The 18,811-nt window shown below is 63.1% G+C and carries 19 protein-coding genes and 1 pseudogene; 11 read left to right on the forward strand and 9 right to left on the reverse strand.

The genetic code is table 11. The features are described from left to right. Nucleotides 1-442, forward strand: a 442-nt coding sequence (locus BG842_RS16475) for an HAD family hydrolase (RefSeq protein ID WP_139136164.1), incomplete at its 5' end; no start/stop codon positions are given. Nucleotides 443-1,039: 597 nt separating this feature from the next. On the opposite strand, the pseudogene BG842_RS16480 reads toward BG842_RS16475, so the two are convergent. The 3 genes and pseudogenes from BG842_RS16480 to BG842_RS16490 form a co-directional block, all read right to left on the reverse strand. After that, nucleotides 1,040-2,184, reverse strand: a pseudogene (locus BG842_RS16480) (anhydro-N-acetylmuramic acid kinase). Nucleotides 2,185-2,207: 23 nt separating this feature from the next. Further along, nucleotides 2,208-2,390: a hypothetical protein gene (locus BG842_RS31845; RefSeq protein WP_069451615.1), complete on the reverse strand. Its 183-nt coding sequence runs from the start codon at nucleotides 2,388-2,390 to the stop codon at nucleotides 2,208-2,210. Nucleotides 2,391-2,444: 54 nt separating this feature from the next. Further along, entirely contained in the window at nucleotides 2,445-3,281 is an 837-nt protein-coding gene (locus tag BG842_RS16490; RefSeq protein WP_069451616.1) for an SDR family NAD(P)-dependent oxidoreductase, read from the reverse strand. Between the two features lie 118 nt (nucleotides 3,282-3,399). Here BG842_RS16490 and BG842_RS16495 point away from each other — a divergent pair, with 118 nt between their 5' ends. Next, nucleotides 3,400-5,373, forward strand: coding sequence for an ABC transporter substrate-binding protein (locus tag BG842_RS16495; RefSeq protein WP_069451617.1), 1,974 nt, complete (start codon nucleotides 3,400-3,402; stop codon nucleotides 5,371-5,373). Nucleotides 5,374-5,413: 40 nt separating this feature from the next. Here the strand turns inward: BG842_RS16495 and BG842_RS16500 are convergent, their stop codons facing one another. Continuing rightward, the gene (locus BG842_RS16500; protein ID WP_069451618.1) at nucleotides 5,414-5,635 is read right to left on the reverse strand and encodes a hypothetical protein; all 222 of its coding nucleotides are present in this window, start codon (nucleotides 5,633-5,635) and stop codon (nucleotides 5,414-5,416) included. A 27-nt stretch (nucleotides 5,636-5,662) separates the two neighbouring features. Next, entirely contained in the window at nucleotides 5,663-5,842 is a 180-nt protein-coding gene (locus tag BG842_RS16505; protein ID WP_069451619.1) for a hypothetical protein, read from the reverse strand. A gap of 127 nt (nucleotides 5,843-5,969) precedes the next feature. Between BG842_RS16505 and BG842_RS16510 the strand changes: the two genes are divergently transcribed. From BG842_RS16510 to BG842_RS16530, 5 genes are all read left to right on the forward strand, one after another. Beyond that, nucleotides 5,970-6,965, forward strand: a complete 996-nt coding sequence (locus tag BG842_RS16510) for an ABC transporter permease (RefSeq protein WP_007980863.1) — start codon at nucleotides 5,970-5,972, stop codon at nucleotides 6,963-6,965. A 16-nt stretch (nucleotides 6,966-6,981) separates the two neighbouring features. Then, the gene (locus BG842_RS16515) at nucleotides 6,982-8,037 is read left to right on the forward strand and encodes an ABC transporter permease (protein WP_254663251.1); all 1,056 of its coding nucleotides are present in this window, start codon (nucleotides 6,982-6,984) and stop codon (nucleotides 8,035-8,037) included. Next, a complete protein-coding gene (locus BG842_RS16520; protein WP_069451621.1) occupies nucleotides 8,034-8,282 on the forward strand; it encodes a hypothetical protein in 249 nt (82 codons plus the stop codon). The genes BG842_RS16515 and BG842_RS16520 overlap by 4 nt, the downstream gene beginning before the upstream one ends. A gap of 127 nt (nucleotides 8,283-8,409) precedes the next feature. Beyond that, complete coding sequence (locus BG842_RS16525; RefSeq protein ID WP_069451630.1) at nucleotides 8,410-9,522, forward strand: ABC transporter ATP-binding protein; 1,113 nt, start codon at nucleotides 8,410-8,412, stop codon at nucleotides 9,520-9,522. Then, a complete protein-coding gene (locus BG842_RS16530; RefSeq protein ID WP_069451622.1) occupies nucleotides 9,519-10,658 on the forward strand; it encodes an ABC transporter ATP-binding protein in 1,140 nt (379 codons plus the stop codon). Before BG842_RS16525 ends, BG842_RS16530 begins: the two co-directional genes overlap by 4 nt. A 3-nt stretch (nucleotides 10,659-10,661) precedes the next feature. Here the strand turns inward: BG842_RS16530 and BG842_RS16535 are convergent, their stop codons facing one another. Continuing rightward, the gene (locus BG842_RS16535) at nucleotides 10,662-11,777 is read right to left on the reverse strand and encodes a mandelate racemase/muconate lactonizing enzyme family protein (protein ID WP_069451623.1); all 1,116 of its coding nucleotides are present in this window, start codon (nucleotides 11,775-11,777) and stop codon (nucleotides 10,662-10,664) included. 100 nt (nucleotides 11,778-11,877) lie between these two features. Between BG842_RS16535 and BG842_RS16540 the strand changes: the two genes are divergently transcribed. Both BG842_RS16540 and BG842_RS16545 read left to right on the forward strand, forming a co-directional pair. Then, nucleotides 11,878-12,702, forward strand: coding sequence for a PIG-L deacetylase family protein (locus BG842_RS16540; protein WP_069451624.1), 825 nt, complete (start codon nucleotides 11,878-11,880; stop codon nucleotides 12,700-12,702). Between the two features lie 44 nt (nucleotides 12,703-12,746). Continuing rightward, a complete protein-coding gene (locus BG842_RS16545; RefSeq protein WP_069451625.1) occupies nucleotides 12,747-13,475 on the forward strand; it encodes a glutamine amidotransferase in 729 nt (242 codons plus the stop codon). Here the strand turns inward: BG842_RS16545 and BG842_RS16550 are convergent, their stop codons facing one another. Further along, nucleotides 13,476-14,480, reverse strand: a complete 1,005-nt coding sequence (locus BG842_RS16550) for a hypothetical protein (protein ID WP_069451626.1) — start codon at nucleotides 14,478-14,480, stop codon at nucleotides 13,476-13,478. Nucleotides 14,481-14,660: 180 nt separating this feature from the next. On the opposite strand from BG842_RS16550, the gene BG842_RS16555 reads away from it, so the two are divergent. Beyond that, nucleotides 14,661-15,872 (forward strand): aminotransferase class V-fold PLP-dependent enzyme, encoded by a 1,212-nt coding sequence (locus BG842_RS16555; protein WP_069451627.1) that lies wholly within the window; start codon nucleotides 14,661-14,663, stop codon nucleotides 15,870-15,872. A gap of 307 nt (nucleotides 15,873-16,179) precedes the next feature. Here the strand turns inward: BG842_RS16555 and BG842_RS16560 are convergent, their stop codons facing one another. Further along, nucleotides 16,180-17,247: a glucose 1-dehydrogenase gene (locus tag BG842_RS16560; protein ID WP_069451628.1), complete on the reverse strand. Its 1,068-nt coding sequence runs from the start codon at nucleotides 17,245-17,247 to the stop codon at nucleotides 16,180-16,182. Between the two features lie 4 nt (nucleotides 17,248-17,251). Beyond that, the gene (locus tag BG842_RS16565; protein WP_069451629.1) at nucleotides 17,252-17,638 is read right to left on the reverse strand and encodes a Rid family detoxifying hydrolase; all 387 of its coding nucleotides are present in this window, start codon (nucleotides 17,636-17,638) and stop codon (nucleotides 17,252-17,254) included. Nucleotides 17,639-18,235: 597 nt separating this feature from the next. Between BG842_RS16565 and BG842_RS16570 the strand changes: the two genes are divergently transcribed. Beyond that, on the forward strand, nucleotides 18,236-18,811 hold a 576-nt coding region (locus BG842_RS16570), incomplete at its 3' end, for a nucleotidyltransferase family protein (RefSeq protein ID WP_139136165.1).

Genomic DNA, 18,811 nt, shown 5'->3' on the forward strand with positions numbered 1-18,811 from the left:
GCGCCTCCAATCCAATATGATGGACCGCGGCGAGCGGGTCCCCTACGACGACTGTTCGGTTCTCCCGGACCTCGCCGCGCATCACGACATGGGGGTCGTCAGCAGCAATCAACACGCCACCATCGAGTACATGCTCGACCGGTTCGACTTCGCCCACCTGTTCGAGACGGCCTACGGCCGTGAACCGACGGTCGAGGGATTCGAGCAGACCAAACCCGAGACGTACTACATCGAGCAGGCGATGGCCGACCTCGATGTGACCGACGGCCTCTACGTCGGCGACAGCACCTGTGACGTTCGCGCCGCCCACCGCGCGGGCCTCGACTCGGCGTTCATCCGACGACCACACCGTGATGGCTACGACCTCCCGGAGGACCCGACCTACGAGGTGGAGTCGCTCGCGGACCTCTTCGACCTCCCGGGTATCGCGGAGTCCGCGTAAGGACCGCCGTTTCAACCCGCGTCACCCGTTTTCGTCCGTTCTCCGTCCGTTCCCCACCCGTTCTCCGCCCGGTTTCGTCCAATCAGATTTTCGTCGTTCTCGAAACGCGACCACCTCGCGTCGAACACTGGATATCGTTTCGACACAGCCGAAACGGAACGGAGAAGTCTCGAATCACCGATTTAAAACGGTTTCAGAGGATTTCAAGTCGTATTCGTGGGGGAAACACATTCGATAGAGACGAAACGACGGCACATCACGCGTGTGAATGCCTCTCGTGGCGGGATACGGCGTTCCCTGGTCGAAGACACACATTACGGAACTATGCATGTAATGTACCCGCGAATCGTGTGTTCGGTTCGCTTCTCGGCAGGTAATAACGCACATATTTTCGTGATGAATCGGGGTCGATTTCGAGTCCACGGAAGCTCCCCCTCTTGTCCGCCGGAAACGAAGGTAGCAGTCCGCATGACCGCTGAAAGGAGGAAGATCAGGGGTTCGCGGTTCGACAGAATCGAAAGCCGAGGGTTCGTGGGGCGAGAATACCGCGACGAATCGGACGTTCGAAAAAGGGGACAAGACGGAGTGACGGAGCGCTCAGTTCGGCGGGCAGCGCTTGCCCATGACGACCGGTCGGGCCGCACCGGTCGCGCCGGGGACGTTGTTCGGCACGCCGTCCAGCGCCGCCGCGCCGAGCAGGGCGAACGCGACGGCCTCCTTCGCGTCGCTTCCGACACCGTACTCGTCGATAGTTCGGACCGGGGCGCTCACCTCGGCGTCGAGCATGTCGAGGAGCGCGGGTTGTACGCCCCGCCGCCGGAGACGACGATTTCGTCCGGTGCGTTCGGGAGAAATAGCCGGTACGCGTCGGCGATGGAGCGGGCCGTCAATGCCGTCGCCGTCGCCACGACGTCCTCGTCCGTGCAGTTTCGCTCCCGGCAGGCGGCGACGAACTCCCGTGCGTACGAGCGGCCGAACTGCTCCCGTCCGGTGGACTTCGGAGGTTCCGCACGGAAGTATGGCTCGTCCAACGCATCGTCGAGTATCGCGTCGTGGACCGTCCCCTCGCGGGCCATCCGACCGTCGCGGTCGTACGTCCGCTCGCCGTCCGTCAGGAGTTCCACGACGCCGTCGATAACCATGTTTCCGGGTCCCGTGTCGAAGGCGGTCACGTCCTCGCGCGCTGCTCCGGGCGGCAACGCGGTGCAGTTCCCGATGCCGCCGACGTTCTGTGCGATGCGGAACGACTCGTCGTCGGCGAGCAGGGCGAGGTCGGCGAACGGAACCAGCGGCGCACCGTGTCCGCCGACCGCCACGTCCGCGGTGCGAAAGTCCGCGACCGTCGTGACGCCGGTCCGCTCGGCGATGTAACTCCCGTCGCCGATCTGGAGCGTTGAACGGCGTCGGTCGTCGCCCACCGGCAGTCGTCGTGGCTCCGGTTCGTGACGAATCGTCTGGCCGTGCGACCCGATGGCGTCCACGGCCGAGATATCGAGGTTCGCGGCGTCCGCCGCCGCTTCCGCCGCGTCCGCGAAGACCGCCGCGAGCGCGACGTTCAGCCGACAGGCCTCGGCGACGGACCCCTCGTCGGAGCAGACGCGTTCGAGTCGCTCGCGGAAGGCCGAGTCGTACTCCCGCGTGACGAACGATTCGACGCTCACGTCGTAGTCGCGTATCGCCTCCCCGTCCCTCCGAATCCGACAGCAGGCTGCATCGACGCCGTCGAGCGACGTGCCCGACATGAGGCCGACGACGACGCGCTCGCTCACGCCGTCACCCCCTCAATTTCCTTCGTGAACGTCCCGTCGGCGAACCGCTGTCGAACGCGAGATGGTACAGCGCGGCGTACTTCGTCTCCGGTCGAAAATTGGGGAGGGGACACGTTTCGAACGTCGATGCCGTCGAAAATGCGCCCGTACTCGGTAAGACGGCGACACTGTGTGGTCATCTCCCCGCTGTTTCTCGTCCCGCTACTTATACTTCCGTTCGAAGGGGAGCGACGTCAGTTATCGTCGCAATTCCACGTCGGCGGTTCGTCGATGTCGTACATCATCGTCTCCAACCGTTGGTCGAGACCGGCGGAGAGACCGCCGTCAACGACGAGTTCCGTGCCGGTGACGAACGACGCCTTCTCCGACGTGAGGTAGAACGCGGCCTCGGCCACGTCTTCGGGTCGTCCGAATCGGCCGACGGGATACTGGTTCAGCCACTCCTCGCGGACCGGCCCCTCGGTGGTCAGCTTCTCGCTCGACGCGTCGGTGATGATACTCCCCGGACAGACGGCGTTCGAGCGGACGCCGTGGCGGCCATACTGCGTGGCGATGAGTCGGGAGAGCGCGACGATGCCGTTCTTCGCGGCGGAGTAAGAGGCGAGGCCGATGCCGAGTTTCGCGTTGATGGACGAAACGTGGACCATCGACCCGCCGCCCGATTCGACCATCGCCGGGAGGACCTCCCGAGCGCAGAGGAACTGGCCCTTCAGGTTCACGTCGATGATTCGCTCCCACGTGGCGTCGGTCACGTCGGCGACGTTGCCGTCGTCGAACGACCCGCCCGCGTTGTTCACGAGGACGTCAACGCTCCCGTGGCGCTCCATCGTCGCTTCGACCATGGCGGACACGTCCGCCGAATCGCTGACGTCGGTCCCGACGAATTCGGCCGTCCCACCGTTCTCCTCGATGCGGGCGACCGTTTCCTCGCCGCCGTCCGCGTCCACGTCCGCGACGATGACGGTGGTGCCAGCGTTCGCGAGTCGCTCCGCGATGGCGCGGCCGATACCCTTCGCCGCACCGGTGACGACGGCGACGTCGTTGCTCCGCTCTGCCGTGTTCGTGTCCATACACTCCAGCCGTACCCGGCCCACAAAACGGTTTGTATCGCGACGACGAGTCGTTCTCCGAAGCAGAGCGTCACTAACCCAAACATTTTTCTATGTTCATTTTAAAGTCGAACCGAGCATGGTTAACAGCAACCACGGTGCTAGCGATGAGCCTGAGAGAGCTTCGCTGACGCGGCGACAGTGGCTCGCGCTCGGCGGGAGCGCGACGATGGCCGGACTGGCCGGTTGTGGCGGCAGCAACCCCAACGACCCGGATGTGACGATGTCGGGGACCCCCGACGATGCGAGCGGGTCGAACGGGAAAAACGGGACGCCCGTCACGACCGAACTGCACATGCGCGCACCGGTCAGTTGGCAACCCAGCAAGGCCAATATCAACCCCTTCACTGATACGAAGAACACCGAGTTCTGGATGGACAACATGTGGTGGGAGTCGTTGGTTTGGCCCAACGCCAAGGGGGAACCGATGTACTTCCTCGCGGACGAAATCAACATCAAAGGGGGCGGCTGTGAGGTCGAGATAAAACTCAACGACGAGTACACGTGGTGGGACGGAACGCCCGTCACCGCACAAGACTTCCGCACCGCAGCACTCATCAGCGATTACAAGGCGAGCTACGGTCCGGAGAACACGGACGACAGTTGGGAGGTAGCCGATAAACACACGATCAAACATCATCTCGCCGGACCGGCCAATCCGTCGTTGCAGAAGACGGCATCCCCGTACTACACCGTCCCCGCCAAGCACGATTATTTCAAATCGTGGCTCGATAAGTACGAAGACGCGGGCGGTCAGAGCGCCGTGGAAAAGGTGACCAAGGAGCTGACTTCGACGACCATCACGCTGAACGACCTCACCGAGAAGGGTCTCGGCTGTGGGTTGTGGAAGCCGAAACAGCTCTCCCCCACCAACGCCGTCCACAAGAAGTACGAGGACCACCCGCGCGCCGATTGGACGAACCTGAAGACGTTCAACTGGCATCTCATCTCGGAGAAACAGAAGGCGATTCAGGCGCTCAACGCGGGCCAACTCGACATGGGGGACAAGACGATAAATCAGGCCAAGTCCAACGGCAACGTCGACGTATACAACCAGTTCGGCACGTCCAGCATCGTGAAGTTAGCCATGAACTGGAACAACGAACACCTCGCTCGCCGTCCCGTTCGTCGGGCCATCGCGTACCTCATGGACCACGACGAACTCGTGAAAGTCATCAAGAGCACGCAGGGACTGAACTACAAACCCCGAGACACCGTAACCGGGATGTCCGCGAGCACCGGGAATCAATGGACGAGCAAAAGTTTCCAGAACAAGCTCATCGATTACGGTCGCACGTCGAAGCCCGAGAAGGCGAAACAAGTCCTTAAGGACGCGGGCTACACGAAGGACGGCGACGTCTGGGCCGGACCGGATGGCAGTCGCGTCGAGGGACTCACCTATCTGACGCCGCCGTGGACCATCTACGAGACCATCGGGAAGTACCTGAGTCCCAAACTCAAGGAGTTCGGCTTCGGCAACGAACTCATCATCCCATCGAGCAGCGGGTTCTGGAAGCGGTGGACCGACACCCACGACTTCGACATGGTCAACTGGTTCTCGAAGACGTCACACCCGGCGAGCGCGTATTCCACCGTCAGCGTGGCCGGTCTCGGTAAGTTCGACGAAGTCGTGAACGTAAAGGAACCGAGCGGCGACTGTAGCGTCGATCGCCGAACGCCCGACCTTTCCCAGTCACGGAGCAAGAAGCTGAACCAACCGATCCGACCGAAATTCCCGAAGAACGTCGGACAGACTGGCAACGGCGGCGCAAAACAGACGTTGTATCCCATCAAGTGGGGTAATATCATGTCCCAAACCCAGTCCACGAAGGAGGTCAAGGGCCTCACGAAGAAACTCATGTGGTACACCAACTGGCAGGTCCCGCACATCGGCTTCTACGACGAGACGAGGGTGTACTGGGGCAACCAGAACAAGTTCGACTTCCCGACCGGGGACGACGACACCGGCCACTCCGAGAAGGCGAAGAACGAACACTTCACGAACGCTATCGAGTTCCTGATGAAAGGACACATCAGCGCGAAAACGAAGTAACCGCCCTGCCGCTATCATCCCACGCACGGTTTTTCGGTCCTCAGGTCCGATGGCATTTCACGAGGAGCGCCGCCGTTCCGGCACCGAGTATGCCCGCACCGAGGACGTTGAGGACGGACACGACGTGTGCTGCCGTTCCCGATTCCGACCAGAAAAAGAGCAGTATCGAGAGGAAACAGGCCAAACACTCGAACGCCAGCAGCATGGCGAACTTATCGGCGTTCGAGCAGACGTAATCGAACACAGTGGGTGCGTGAGACATTCGTTCGGGTCACTCGCACGTCAGGAATTAAGCGTTTCGCCCCGTCTCCTCATCGTCGTCGATTCGGGCGACGGCGTGAGCGACCCCACAGTCGGGACACTCGTAGAACTCCCGGTCGAACGTCGCGCCGCATCTGATACACTGGTACGTCTCGGTGTCGTCCGAGTCGCCTCCGAATAGGCCACGGAGTCGCGTGAGGAGCGCCATACCTCGAACTGGGCCGCAGACGTAATGAAACTGCCCGTTACAGAGAATCCCTCCCATACCTTTATTGCGGTGGGAGAAACACAAGCACAGTAGCACGATGTATTATTCGAAGCGGATCGGGCAATCAGTGCTAGTGTTCCTGCTGGCGCTGACGGTGACGTTCGCCCTGTACCGAATGTTACCGTTCGGCCCCGTCGAAATGGTGAAAAACCATCTGATGCAACAGATGATAGAACAGGGAAGCAGTCCGTCGCCACAGCAGATGGAACGCATCAACATGATGGTGCAGACGTACACCGGTATCGACCCGTCCAAACCGTGGTACGTCGCGTACTACGATTACCTCCGAAACATCATCGTCTATCAGGACTTCGGACGGTCGATTTTCAAGAACCGACCCGTCTTCGACATCCTGTTCGAGGCGATGCCGTGGTCGCTGTTCATCAGCATCTACGGCCTCGCGCTCGGGACGACGGTCAGCCTGCTGCTCGGCGCAGTCATGGCGTACAACGAAGGCGGTACGTTCGACACCGGGATGACGATATTCTCCATCGCCAATACGACCGTTCCGTACTACATCGTCGCCATCCTCTCGCTCATCGTCTTCTCGTTCTCCCTCGGCTGGTTGCCGAGCGGCGGACGGATGGACCCGAACACGACGGCCGGACTGAACCTCCCGTTCATCGTCGGCGTCGTCAAACACGCCATCCTTCCCGTGTTCTCCTCGTTCATCGCTGGATTCGGCGGTGCACTGGCGTTTCGGGGGAACTGCATCCGCGAGATGGGCGAAGGCTACATCCGCGTCGCGCGACTTCGTGGCATCAGTCAGGGCCGCATCGCCATCCGCTACGTCGGCCGCAACGCGCTGTTGCCCGTCTACACGAGCATCATGATGGGCATCGCGGGCATCTTTGGGAGCAGCATCATCCTCGAAACCATCTTCAACTACCCCGCGATGGGCCTCGTGACGTACAACGCGCTGTTGAACCGCGATTACCCGCTCATCATGGGGTCGTTCATCTTCTTCACCAGCATCACGCTGTTGGGAATCCTCATCGCCGACCTGACGTACGGCGTCATCGACCCCCGCGTCAAAGGAGGGAGCGAACGTGAAGCCTACTGAGAATGACGATGCCGAAATGCCGCACGCCGACACCCCTCGCCGAACCGACGACGAATCCGCACGAACCGACGGCGGGACGAACAGTCGGTCCGGTTCCGCCCCGATGGACGAGAGCATCTTCACGCAAACGTCGAACGTCCCCGAACTGACGGGACGCGAGAAGGCCCGGCGGTCGTTCGAGCGGCACGTCTACGCGCCCATCGCGGTGCTGTTGAACGACTGGCGGGCGCTCGTCGGGTCGCTCATCCTCCTCGGCTTCGTCGTCATGGGCGTCATCGCCGCGGCACCGTTCGGCATCGTCCTCGTCGAGAAGGCCACCGTGATGGAGGGACCGATATACCTCTCCCCGTTCCAAGACTGGGCGTATCCGCTCGGAACCAACGTGATGGGGAAGTCGATTCTGAAACAGGTCGTCCACGCGACGCCCGCGATGCTGGAGATGATCCTCGCCGGTGCGTTGTTGTCGGTCTGTCTCGGAACGCTCATCGGCACCGTCGCCGGTTACCGCGGCGGCCGCACCGACTCCGCGTTGATGACGCTCACGGACGTCGTTCTCACCATTCCCGGCATCGCGCTGGTCATCGTGCTGGCGAGCATCTACCAACCGGAAAGCCCCCTCGTCGTCGGCCTCATCCTCGGCATCGACAACTGGCCGAAGTTGGCGCGGACGGTTCGCTCGCAAGTGTTGAGCATCCGCGAGGAGGCGTTCACCGAAGCCTCGCGCATCATGGGCCTGTCGGAGCTTCACATCCTCCGCAAGGACGTGGTTTCGAACCTGATGCCGTACATCTCGGTCAACTTCGCGACCAGCGCCCGGAAGATAATTTTCGAGTCCGTCGGGTTGTACTTCCTCGGGATCCTCCCCCGCTCGAACCTGAATTGGGGATTGATGATGAACGACGCGTACAACCAAGCGAACCTGACGAACCCCGACCAGATACACTGGTTGCTGGTGCCGATGGCGCTCATCATCCTCATCTCGCTCGGATTCATCCTGCTCGCGCAGGGGCTCGACCGGGTGTTCAACGTCCGCCTTCGCGCGCGCCACGAAACCGCCGGAGGTGACGAATGAGCACCTCGGTCACGGACGAGAACGGGCGGGCGGTGTCCCTCCTGCTCGCCATCAGGCGGTCGTTCCTCGCGTTCATCGTCGCGTTGGGGGTCGTCTGTTGGCTGTTGGCCGTCCTCCTCTCGGGCTATCTCCTCCCCTCGCTGACGCATGCCGTTCTCGCCGGGATGTTCGCCATCTGGGGGACGAGCGCGTTCATCTACGCCATCCTCGGTCAGCTCGGACTTCGCTTGATAGGGTACAACTGATGACTCGACACACACCACACGAATCCATGACCACCACCGATATCAAACACGCCGACGGGGCAACACACGCCGAACGACCGCCACACACCGACCGGTTCCGAGAAACCGGCGGCCGGAGGTGACGCCGATGGCAACCGAATTCTGGTCCGCGTCGGACACCGACACGCCGACCGAGGAGGACGTCATCCTCGAAGTCCGGGACGCCAGCGTCTCGTTCAGCATGGACCGCGGGGACTCCCGCGTCCTTCGGGACGTCAGTATCGACGTCCACGCGGGCGAGGTCCTCGGCGTCGTCGGCGAGAGCGGGTCCGGCAAGTCGATGCTCGCCTCCGCGATGCTGGACGCCATCGTCTCACCGGGACAGGTGGACGGGGAAGTCATCTACCATCCGCCGGACGGCGGCGAACCGGTGGACGTGCTGTCCCTCTCCCGCGAGGAACTGACGAAGCTCCGCTGGAACGAGATTTCGTTCGTCATCCAAGGTGCCCAGAGCGCGTTCAACCCGACGATGACCATCGGTAGTCACTTCGAGGAGACGCTTCGCGCACACGGCGCGGACGTCTCGGAAGGAATGGAGTTCGCGCGCGAACTCCTCGCGGACCTCTACCTGCCGACCGAGCAGGTGTTACGCTCACACCCGCACGAGCTATCCGGCGGGATGAAACAACGGGCGCTCATCGCCCTCGGCCTCGTCCTCGACCCGAACGTCGTCGTGATGGACGAACCGACGGCAGCGCTCGACCTGCTGATGCAGCGGTCCATCATCAGCATGCTGGAGGACCTCCAGGAGAAGTACGACCTGACGATGGTTTTCGTCACCCACGACCTGCCGCTCGTCGCCGACCTCGCCGACCGCCTCGCCGTGATGTACGCCTTCGACCTCGTGGAACTCGGCCCGACCGACGAACTCCTCGACGACGCCGCCCACCCCTACACCCGCGCCCTGCTCAACGCCGTCCCGAACATCTCCGACCGGGCGATGGACATCGAGGGAATCGAGGGGTCGAGTCCCGACCCCGTCTCGCTCCCGAACGGCTGTTCGTTCAATCCGCGCTGTCCGCTGGCCGACGGGACGTGCGAGGCCGAAAGTCCCCACCTCCGCGACGTGGACGAGGGTCACGAAGTGGCCTGCTTCTACCCCGAAGAGGCCCGTGAGATGGTCCCGTTGTTGCTCAACGAGCCACCGAAGTCGGCAGACACGGCGGACACCACCGACGCCAGCGGAGGTGAGCGACGATGACCGACCGCCGCGGCGACCCGCTCCTCTCGCTGCAGAACGTGAGCGTCCACTTCGAGAAAGAACAGTTGTTCGGCCTCGCCGGGTCCGAGACCGTCCACGCCGTGGACGACGTGAGCCTCGACATCTACGAGAACGACATCGTCGCACTCGTCGGCGAATCCGGCTGTGGGAAGACGACGCTCGGCAAGACGGCAATTGGCGTCCAGCGTCCGACGGAGGGGAAGGTATTGTACCGGGGGCAGGACGTGTGGGAAACCAAGGAATCCGGCGGCCTGTTCGACAGAAGAAAGTCCGCTGGCGAGTACTCGGCGGAGGAGATACGCCGCTCGCTCCAGATGATTCATCAGGACCCTGGCAGTTCGCTGAACTCGAACTACACGGTCGAATCAAGCCTCGCCGACCCGCTGAAACACTGGCAACCGGAGATGAGCGAGGCGGACCGCCGTGCCCGCATCTACGGCCTGCTCGAATACGTGGGGATGGCTCCGGCGGAGGATTACGCCAAACGCTATCCTCATCAACTCTCCGGCGGGGAACAACAGCGCGTGGCGCTCATCCGGGCCTTGCTGATGAATCCGGACCTCATCCTCGCCGACGAGGCTATCAGCGCGCTCGACGTGTCACTTCGCGCCGAGATGATGGACCTCATGCTCGAACTGCAGGACCAGTTCAACACCTCCTACCTGTACATCTCGCACGACCTCGCCAACGCCAAGCACCTCACTCAGCGGGCGAACGGCCGCATCGGAATCATGTATCTCGGCGAACTCGTCGAGATAGGTACGCCCGAACAGATAATCCACGACCCACAGCATCCGTACACGAAGGTGCTTCTCTGGGCGACCTCCGACCTCAGGAATCGGTCCGAGAGCGTGCCAGAGCCGCCGATTCGCACACTCGACATTCCCGACCCCGTGGACCCGCCGTCCGGGTGTCGGTTCCACACGCGCTGTCCCGAGGCGCGGACGGCGTGTACGGAATCGTGTCCAGCACTCGCCGACCACGAGGGCGACGGTCGGCGGACGGCCTGTTTCCGAAACGAAGCAGACCACGCCTACTGGGAGAGCGAACCGCTCTCGGACGACGCATCTACCGGAAAAACCGCAACGTCCCGCGATACCGCAGAAGGGGACTGAACCTCAGTCGCACCGATACCGTTCGACCTTTTCCTCGTCCACCGTTACCCCGAGCCCCGGGCCGTCCGGAACCCGGAGCGCGCCGTTCTCGACCTCGAACGGGTCCTCGATGATGTAGTCGTCCCAGCCGTAGTAGGTGCTGTCTGGCGGGAGGTTGATGCCGGGCGTGCTCGCAACAGTGTGAAGCATCGCCGCGGTCTTGACGCCGAGGTCGAAGCCGCAGTGGTGGGACGCCGAGACACCCGCGTTGGCCGCCATGGCTACCTGTTCGCGCACGGCAAGGATGCCACCGGCAGGCACGAGGTCCACGACGGCCACGTCGATGGCGTCGGCCTGCAGCAAAAAGCGGAGGTTGCGCGGGAAGTACGTGTCCTCGTTGACCGCGACGGGCGTCCGCACACGGTTGCGGAGCGAGGCGTACGTCCCGTAGGTGTCGATGCGAACCGGCTGTTCGAGGTACTGCAGGAGGATGCCCTCCTCTTCGAGTCGGGTGGCGACCCGAACTGCGTCCTCGAACGACCAGCCCTGATTGGGGTCGAGTCGGAATTCGAGTTCGCCGTCCACCTCGTCGTGCATCGCGCGGATTCGCTCGACGTCCTCGCGCCAGTCCGGCCCGGCTTTCGTCTTCAGCGTCGAAAAACCGTGCTCGACAGCGCGTCGGGCGTAGGTACGTGACTCCTCCGGCGAGAGGATACCGAGGCAGGTGGCGATGTCTACCGACTCGCGGGTCTTCCCGCCGAGCAGTTGATGGACGGGGACGCCCACCGTCTTGCCGAAGGCGTCCCAGAGCGCGGTTTCGACCGCTCCGAGGAACGGCCGAACTTTCACGTAGGGGAAGTAGAACGACTCGACGAAATCCCGTATTTCGCCTACATCACGGCCGATGAGTTCCGGGGCAATAACGTCGTCCACGACCGCCTTCGTCACCGCGGCGGACTTCATCCCGACGAGCATCTCGCCCCACCCCGTCACGCCGTCGTCCGTTTCGACCTTCACGAGCATTCGCGTGACCGACGTCACTTGGTCGTGGTTGCTCACGTAGGGCGCGAGTCCGAGTTCGTCTTCGAGCGGTTTGACACCCATCTCTACAGGGATGGCTGACACGTTCGTCACCGACATACCACATCCTCGAAGGCCACCTACAAATAACTCCGCACGGCGGCGAAATCGGGTTCCGCGTCCGGAGAACTTATGCGCCCGAGTGTAATCTGTCATATCGATGACCTCGGAGACGGTACGGGTACTCGTCGTCGGCGCGCATCCCGACGATTGCGACCTCAAAGCGGGCGGCGTCGCGTGTAAATATGCGGACGACAGCCACGACGTGTTGTTCGTCTCGATGACGAACGGAGAGGCCGGACACCACGAACTCGGCGGCGCAGAACTGGTCAGCCGCCGTCACGCCGAAGCGAACGCCGCGGCATCCGTTGCCGGGGTCGGGTTCGAGCTGTTCGACATCCCGGACGGTCGGCTCGAACCGTCGCTGGACAACCGCGACCGACTCATCCACCGCATCCGCGAGTTTCGACCCGACCTCGTGCTCACCCATCGACCGAACGATTACCACCCCGACCACCGCTACACGGCGCAACTCGTGCGCGACGCCGCCTACCTCGTCGCGGTGCCGAACGTCTGCCCGGCGACGCCCGCGCTCGACTCGAATCCCGTGTTCGCCTACCTGAGCGACACCTTCGAGCGCCCGTATCCCTTTTCCCCGGACGTGGTGGTCGATATCGACGACGCCGCGGACCGGAAGTTAGAGATGCTCGACTGTCACGGCTCCCAGATGTACGAGTGGCTGCCGTACGTTGAGGGCGTGCTGGATGACGTCCCCGACGACCCGGACGAGCGGTTCGACTGGTTGCGAAGCGGCGGCCTACCGCACGTGGAAGCGCTTTCGACCGTCGCGGACCGCTACCGGGACGGCCTCGTCGAGCGATACGGCTCGGCGGGCGAGGAGGTCCGCTACGCCGAGGCGTTCGAAGTGAGCGAGTACGGCGCGCCGCTGACGGACGAGGCGAAGGCGCGACTGTTCCCGTTCTGACGCGAACGATAGGGTTATGGGGCGACGGTTTGACACGACAATCGATGACGAACGTCTTGCTCGCCGGTGAGTCGTGGGTGACGGTACAGTTCGAAATAAAGGGGAGAAACGTCATGCGCGACAGCCAGTACGGGGAGGCGGCGGACCGGTTCATCGAAACGCTCGAATCGGTCGGCGCGTCGGTGACATATCAGCCGTGTCACGTCGCCGCCGAATCGTTTCCGCGGACGACCGACGCGTTGGACGAGTACGACCTCGTGATTCTGAGCGACGTTGGCGCAGACACGCTCCAGATAACGGAGCAAGTGGCGGGCGGCGACACGGACGTCGACCGCTGTGCGCTCCTCGCCGACTGGGTTCGGGACGGCGGCGCGCTCGGCATGGTCGGCGGATACATGAGTTTCGCGGGAAAGGGCGGGCAAGCGCGCTACGGACACACGCCGGTCGCCGACGTGCTTCCGGTCGAAATCGCGGCGGGAGACGACCGCGTGGAAACGCCCGACGGAGCGGTGCCGCGAAACGAGGGCGTGCCGGGCGCCGACCTGCCCGACGAGTGGCCGCACGTCCTCGGCTACAATCGGACGATGGCGAAACCGGACGCAGAGGTGTGGGTAACGGTGCGAGGCGACCCGTTTCTCGCTGTCGGGGACTTCGGGGACGGGAGTTCGTTCGCCTACGCGACGGACTGTGCGCCCCACTGGGCACCCGACGGGCTTCTGTCGTGGGACGGCCTGCCGACACTCTGGGAGCGGGTTCTCGACCGCGTTTGTTAGTCAGTTCACTTCGTCCAGATACGCGTTCCAGACGCCCATCGGGTCTTCACACGCGATTTCCGAGATGGTCCGACAGCCGTCGTAGCCCCACATAAACACACTGTCGGCACCGAGGTCGAGCACGGTTCGCGTGGCCGTTCGGACCTCTTCGGTCGCCGAATCGCCGGACAGGCCGAAGCCCTGAATCCACAACTGACTCCGGAGGTCGTTTTCGTCCGCGAGTTCGACCAGTTCCTCGCCGAACCGCGAGACGAACTCCGCCGGGTCGGCGTCCTCGGCGAACGCGTCCCAGTACGGGTCGGTGGCGAGCACGTCGATGTGCTCGTTCTCCGCGAGTCGCGCCCAATTGCGCGGCCCGTGGTCGGCCGACCCGGTGGGCATGAGACAGACCGCGTTTTCCGCGCCCTCCTCGTGTGCCAGCGCCATCATCTCGTCGAGGAAGTCGAGCATCGACTCTTCCCGGAACGACGAGACGGCCTCTGTTTCGGTCGCTGGCATCGGTTCGCCGTACTCCTCGCGAAATCCGTCACGGCAGTGTTCACAGCGGCAGCACCACACGTCACGGGGATGGTCGTCGCCGTACCAGTGAACGTCGTGCCAGTGGGGTTCGTCCCAGAAGAGCACGTCTGCATCGAGTCCGGCGGCGTCCCGCGTCCACTCGCGCATGAACTCGCGGAACGTCGGGTCGTTGAAGCAGGCAGCGGGAACGCGCTCCCCGGTGTTGAGGACCTGCCGACTGTCTGGGTTGTGAGCAACGAACCGGGAGAACTCCTCGCCGCCGAAGACGCCCCCGACGGCCCACGGGTTGACGTAGACCGACAGCGACTGGTCGTGACTCGCCGCGACGATATCCCGCATCGTCTCGCGGTAGAAGGCTTGGTCGCGCTCGCTGAAGGTGTGGAGGACGGCGGTCAGTCCCTCCTCGTATAGTCGTTCCAGGTCGGTTGCCGCGTGTTCGGGGTCTTGTACGCCGAAATAGCTCGCTCCGCGTTCGATGTCGGGCATGATCGTGGCGTGGTATCAATGCACAGTCTTCAACCATGAACGTATCGGTGCACGGGGTAGAAAGGAAGTAGCGGGAAAAATCGAGGAGAGATTTCCCCATCCACGGCGACCCGAATTTCGCGGTCGGCGCGGGGGAGCGAACGACGAAGCTATTTATTCCGTGACGCGGGAAGGTACCGTATGCCGAACGAAACCATCTACGAGGAGTTGGGCGTTCCACACGTCGTCAACGCGACGGGGACGAAGACGCGAATCGGCGGCAGTCGAATCCGGCCCGAAGCGATGGATGCCATGGCCCGCGCATCCGAGGCGTTCGTCCGCCTCTCCGACCTGCAGGCCGAGGCAAGCGAGTTGATAGCCGAGGTAACGGGCGCGGACGTGGGGTACGTCACCGCCGGAGCGTCGAGCGCGCTGGCGCTCGGCGCGGCCGCCTGCATCGCGGGCGACGACATCGGCGCGATGGCGCGACTACCCGAGACGGAGGACGTACCGGACGAAATCGTCATGCCGCGAACGCACCGGACGGGCTACGACCACGCGCTCCGCGCCGTCGGCGCGCGAATCGTGGACGTGGGAACGAACGACCGCCACCTCGGCACCGGGTCGCGCAACGTCGAACCGTGGGAAATCGCCGACGCCATCGGCGAGAACACGGCGGCGGTGGCCTACGTCGAGAAGTCGTACACCGAACCGCCGCTCGACGTCGTGTGTGATATCGCACACGACGAGGGCATCCCGGTCATCGTGGACGCCGCCGCCGAACTCCCGCCGACGAGCAACCTCTCGGCCTTTATTGACGCGGGTGCCGACCTCGTGGCCTTCAGCGGCGGGAAGGCCATTCGCGGCCCCCAAACAACCGGCATCCTCGCCGGAGGCGCGGACCTCATCGAGTCCGCCGCCGCCCAGCACCTCGACATGCACGCGGCCGAGGCGGTGTGGGAACCGGCCCCGAAACTCGTTCATCCGGGGCGACTCGGCGGCGTCCCGCGACAGGGAATCGGACGTTCGATGAAGGTCGGCAAGGAGGAACTCGTCGGTCTCATCCGCGCCCTCCAGCTTTTCGTGGAAGAGGACCACGACGCCGCAATCGAGGAGTGGCTCGAACGCTCTCGGCGAATCGCTGCCGAACTCGACGAGGTGGACGGCCTCGAACCGTCGCTCACGGCCGACGACAAGACCGCCGTCGCGCCCGAGGTCTTGGTCTCCGTCGACCCGGAAGTGGCGGGCGTCACCGCGACGGACATCGTTGGCGGCCTCCGGCGCGAGGAACCCCGCGTCTTCGTCGGCGCGGACGCGCTTCCGGCGGGCGAGTTCACCGTGAACCCGATGTGCCTCACGGACGAGGAGGCGGACTACGCCGTTGAGCGAATTGTCGCACACGTCGAGGAGTGACACGGCGGCGAGCGGTCGGCGTGAGTGGGAGAACGGTTGGCGTGAGTGGGAGGCTCGTTTGCGGTCGGCGCGTGCGAGAAACGCGCACGAGACGACTGAGCGAACGCGAAGGAGTCGGATGGGGAGGTCCGAGGGCGGTGCGGTCGCGGTATGAACGCCGCCAACAACAGTGGTGACTGCCCATAAAACGTGGGAGGAAAATGAAAGATGAAACGACGTGACGAAAAACGTGGGAGAAAAGCGAACGAAGAACGACGCGACGAAGGTGGTGTCGAACGTCCTACCTCGGGGTCGTCCGTGCGGGATTCTACAGCGTATCGAACTCGACGACGGTCTTGATAAGGCCGTCGCCGGTTTGGAAGGCTTTTTCGGCGTTTTCCGGGGTGTAAACGCCCGTGATCAGCTTCTCGGTGAACCAGTCGGGAAACGCCGCGAACGACTCCTTCGCCGCCTCGAAGTGGCGGACGTTCGAGTTGACGCTGCCGAGGAGGGCCTTGTTCTGGAGGACCAGCTCGCGGTGGAGGTCCCCGCCGTCGATTTCGAACGTGTGGTCACCGGGGATGCCGAGCAGTGCGGCGACACCGTTCGGCGCGAGCGCCCGTATCGTCTCGAAGGCGTGGGGCGCGTAGCCCGTCGCCTCGTAGACGAAATCCATCGGTTCGTGGACGTTCGCGACCTCCGAAACGTCCGTTTCGCGCGAATCGACGTACGTCGCGCCCAGCTCCTCGATGATGTCGATGGTCGGGTCCGGCCTGTCGCGGCGGCCGAGGCAGTAGGTCCGCTCGAAGTCGTCGCGGTTCACGAGCATGGCAAGCGTGAGCAACCCCAGCGGACCATTTCCGAGGACGAGCGCGCTCTCCGGTTGCCACTCGAACGCCGAGCGCGAGGCGTAGGCGTACTCGATGGCCTTCTCGGAGTTGCTGACGGGTTCGACCAAAAATCCGGTCTCCGCGAACTCGTCGGGGACGGGGACGAGGAACTCCGCGGGACTGGTGAAGAATTCGGCCATGTAGCCGTGCGCGCCGACGATACCGCGTTCGAGATAGGTTCCGTCGGGTGCCACGTCCGGTTCGCCGCGGGCGAAGTAGTCGTTCGGCTCGCCCGCCGGTCGGCGGACGGTCGGGACCACGAGGTCTCCGGTTTCGAATCGAGTTCCGTTCGGGTCCACCACGACGCCGACCGCCTCGTGGCCGAGGATTTGGTAGTCCGACCCGTCGGGGAAGCCGCCGTGAGTCCCCTCGATGACTTCGTGGTCCGTGCCGTCGATGCCGACCCGGAGGGTCCGCACCAGTGCTTCGCCGGACTCGGGGTCCGGTTTTGGAACGTCCACCAGTTGCGGACCCGACTCGCCGCGGCGGACTGCAACCGCTTTCACGCCGTCACTCCTCCCCGCGGGCGCTCGCGACGACCTCGATTTCGACGCCGATGTCGATGGGCAAGTCCTCGACCTGCACGGCGCTCCGGGCGGGATACGGCGCGGAAAAGTGTTCCGCGTACACCTCGTTTATCTCGTCGTAGTCGTCCATGTCTTGAACGAACACGGTCGCCTTCACCACGTCGTCCAGCGAGCGACCTGCCGCCGCGAGAACGGCGTCGATGTTTTCGAGCGTCCGGGTCGTCTGCTCGCTGATGGTATCGCCGACGATATCACCGGACGCCGGGTCTACAGGTCCCTGTCCGGAGACGTAAATCCGGTCGCCGTCACGGACTGCTTGCGAGAACGGGCCGATGCTCGGCGGTGCGGCGTCCGTGCTTATCTCCTCCATTCAGTTCACCACCGAAAGGACCGCCGCCGGTTTCGTGCTGGCTTTGGGGCTGGTGTTAGTGTCGACTATCCGTACGACTCCGCGAATCATGCTAATCGTCATCACCCTGTATGGTTCTAGCGCTGAACTATAAAACCCCCTGGACGAGAAAAATTCGACTGGCAAACCAGTCGGTCATCACTGATAATGTTATAATATTCCCTTAAAAGCGTGCCGGCTGTCCACCGAAGGTATTTGCGAATCTGCGGTCGGCACCGCTCCGAACCGTGTGAAGAGTATATCGCGATATCGGTAGGACTGAGAGACCTCGAAGGGGTTACAGACGATGGACGGTCAACCGAAATCGAGACAAAGGTGGCTTAACAGGAGTAGCAAGCGCCTATCGTGAATGAATCCAATAGGAGATGAACGCGGTATATCGAGGCTGGACGAGTGACTCGATTCGGGACGATAAGCCAATGTCCATCGGCTTGAATTTGGTTCTGACGGCGATTATCTTCCGACGTCGTTTCAAGAACTTTGCGAACGAGCGACGGAACCAACCAGTCAGGTTGTCAATGAAAAGAGATATACTGTCCGGTCGGCGTGTTACTGACGATGAAAGCGGTCGTTCTCGCTGCTGGAGAAGGGTCCCGGCTTCAACCCCTTACAAATCGTCGTCCGAAACCGATGCTCCCGGTCGGCAACAAGCCGCTCCTGGAGTCGGTCATCGAATCCATCGCCGCGGCGGGTGTGGACGAAATCGTCCTCGTCGTTGGCTATCACCGTGAACGGATTCAGACGTACTTCGGCGACGGTCGCCGGTGGAACGTCGATATCACGTACGCGGTACAGGAAAAACAGTTGGGTACCGGGCATGCGCTCTTGCAGGCCGAACCGTACATCGGGTCGGACTTCATCGCGATGAACGGCGACCGATATATCGAACCGTCCGCCGTCGAAAAGCTCATCGACGACCACCGACAGACGGGGGCGGCGGGGCTTGCGACGACGCGGGTCGAAACGCCGAGTCGGTTCGGCGTGGTCGAACGTGACGGGCAGACCGTCACCGACATCATCGAAAAACCGATACCGGGGATGACGACGTCGGAACAGATCAACGCCGGTGTGTACGTGTTCGGTCCGGACATCTTCGCCGCGATTCGCCAAACGGAGAGTCGCGGGGAGCTTGCG

This window comes from Haladaptatus sp. W1, from assembly GCF_001723155.1.
Taxonomy (GTDB): domain Archaea; phylum Halobacteriota; class Halobacteria; order Halobacteriales; family Haladaptataceae; genus Haladaptatus; species Haladaptatus paucihalophilus.

Bases quoted from the DNA above. Each gene is read 5' to 3' on its own strand.
- BG842_RS16545 (WP_069451625.1), top strand. From the start codon at position 12,747: ATGACGAACGTCTTGCTCGCCGGTGAGTCGTGGGTGACGGTACAGTTC.
- BG842_RS16495 (WP_069451617.1), top strand. From the start codon at position 3,400: ATGGTTAACAGCAACCACGGTGCTAGCGATGAGCCTGAGAGAGCTTCG.
- BG842_RS16505 (WP_069451619.1), bottom strand. From the start codon at position 5,842: ATGGCGCTCCTCACGCGACTCCGTGGCCTATTCGGAGGCGACTCGGAC.
- BG842_RS16490 (WP_069451616.1), bottom strand. From the start codon at position 3,281: ATGGACACGAACACGGCAGAGCGGAGCAACGACGTCGCCGTCGTCACC.
- BG842_RS16515 (WP_254663251.1), top strand. From the start codon at position 6,982: ATGCCGCACGCCGACACCCCTCGCCGAACCGACGACGAATCCGCACGA.
- BG842_RS16555 (WP_069451627.1), top strand. From the start codon at position 14,661: ATGCCGAACGAAACCATCTACGAGGAGTTGGGCGTTCCACACGTCGTC.
- BG842_RS16500 (WP_069451618.1), bottom strand. From the start codon at position 5,635: ATGTCTCACGCACCCACTGTGTTCGATTACGTCTGCTCGAACGCCGAT.
- BG842_RS16565 (WP_069451629.1), bottom strand. From the start codon at position 17,638: ATGGAGGAGATAAGCACGGACGCCGCACCGCCGAGCATCGGCCCGTTC.
- BG842_RS16550 (WP_069451626.1), bottom strand. From the start codon at position 14,480: ATGCCCGACATCGAACGCGGAGCGAGCTATTTCGGCGTACAAGACCCC.
- BG842_RS16525 (WP_069451630.1), top strand. From the start codon at position 8,410: ATGGCAACCGAATTCTGGTCCGCGTCGGACACCGACACGCCGACCGAG.
- BG842_RS16535 (WP_069451623.1), bottom strand. From the start codon at position 11,777: ATGTCGGTGACGAACGTGTCAGCCATCCCTGTAGAGATGGGTGTCAAA.
- BG842_RS16540 (WP_069451624.1), top strand. From the start codon at position 11,878: ATGACCTCGGAGACGGTACGGGTACTCGTCGTCGGCGCGCATCCCGAC.
- BG842_RS31845 (WP_069451615.1), bottom strand. From the start codon at position 2,390: ATGACCACACAGTGTCGCCGTCTTACCGAGTACGGGCGCATTTTCGAC.
- BG842_RS16520 (WP_069451621.1), top strand. From the start codon at position 8,034: ATGAGCACCTCGGTCACGGACGAGAACGGGCGGGCGGTGTCCCTCCTG.
- BG842_RS16530 (WP_069451622.1), top strand. From the start codon at position 9,519: ATGACCGACCGCCGCGGCGACCCGCTCCTCTCGCTGCAGAACGTGAGC.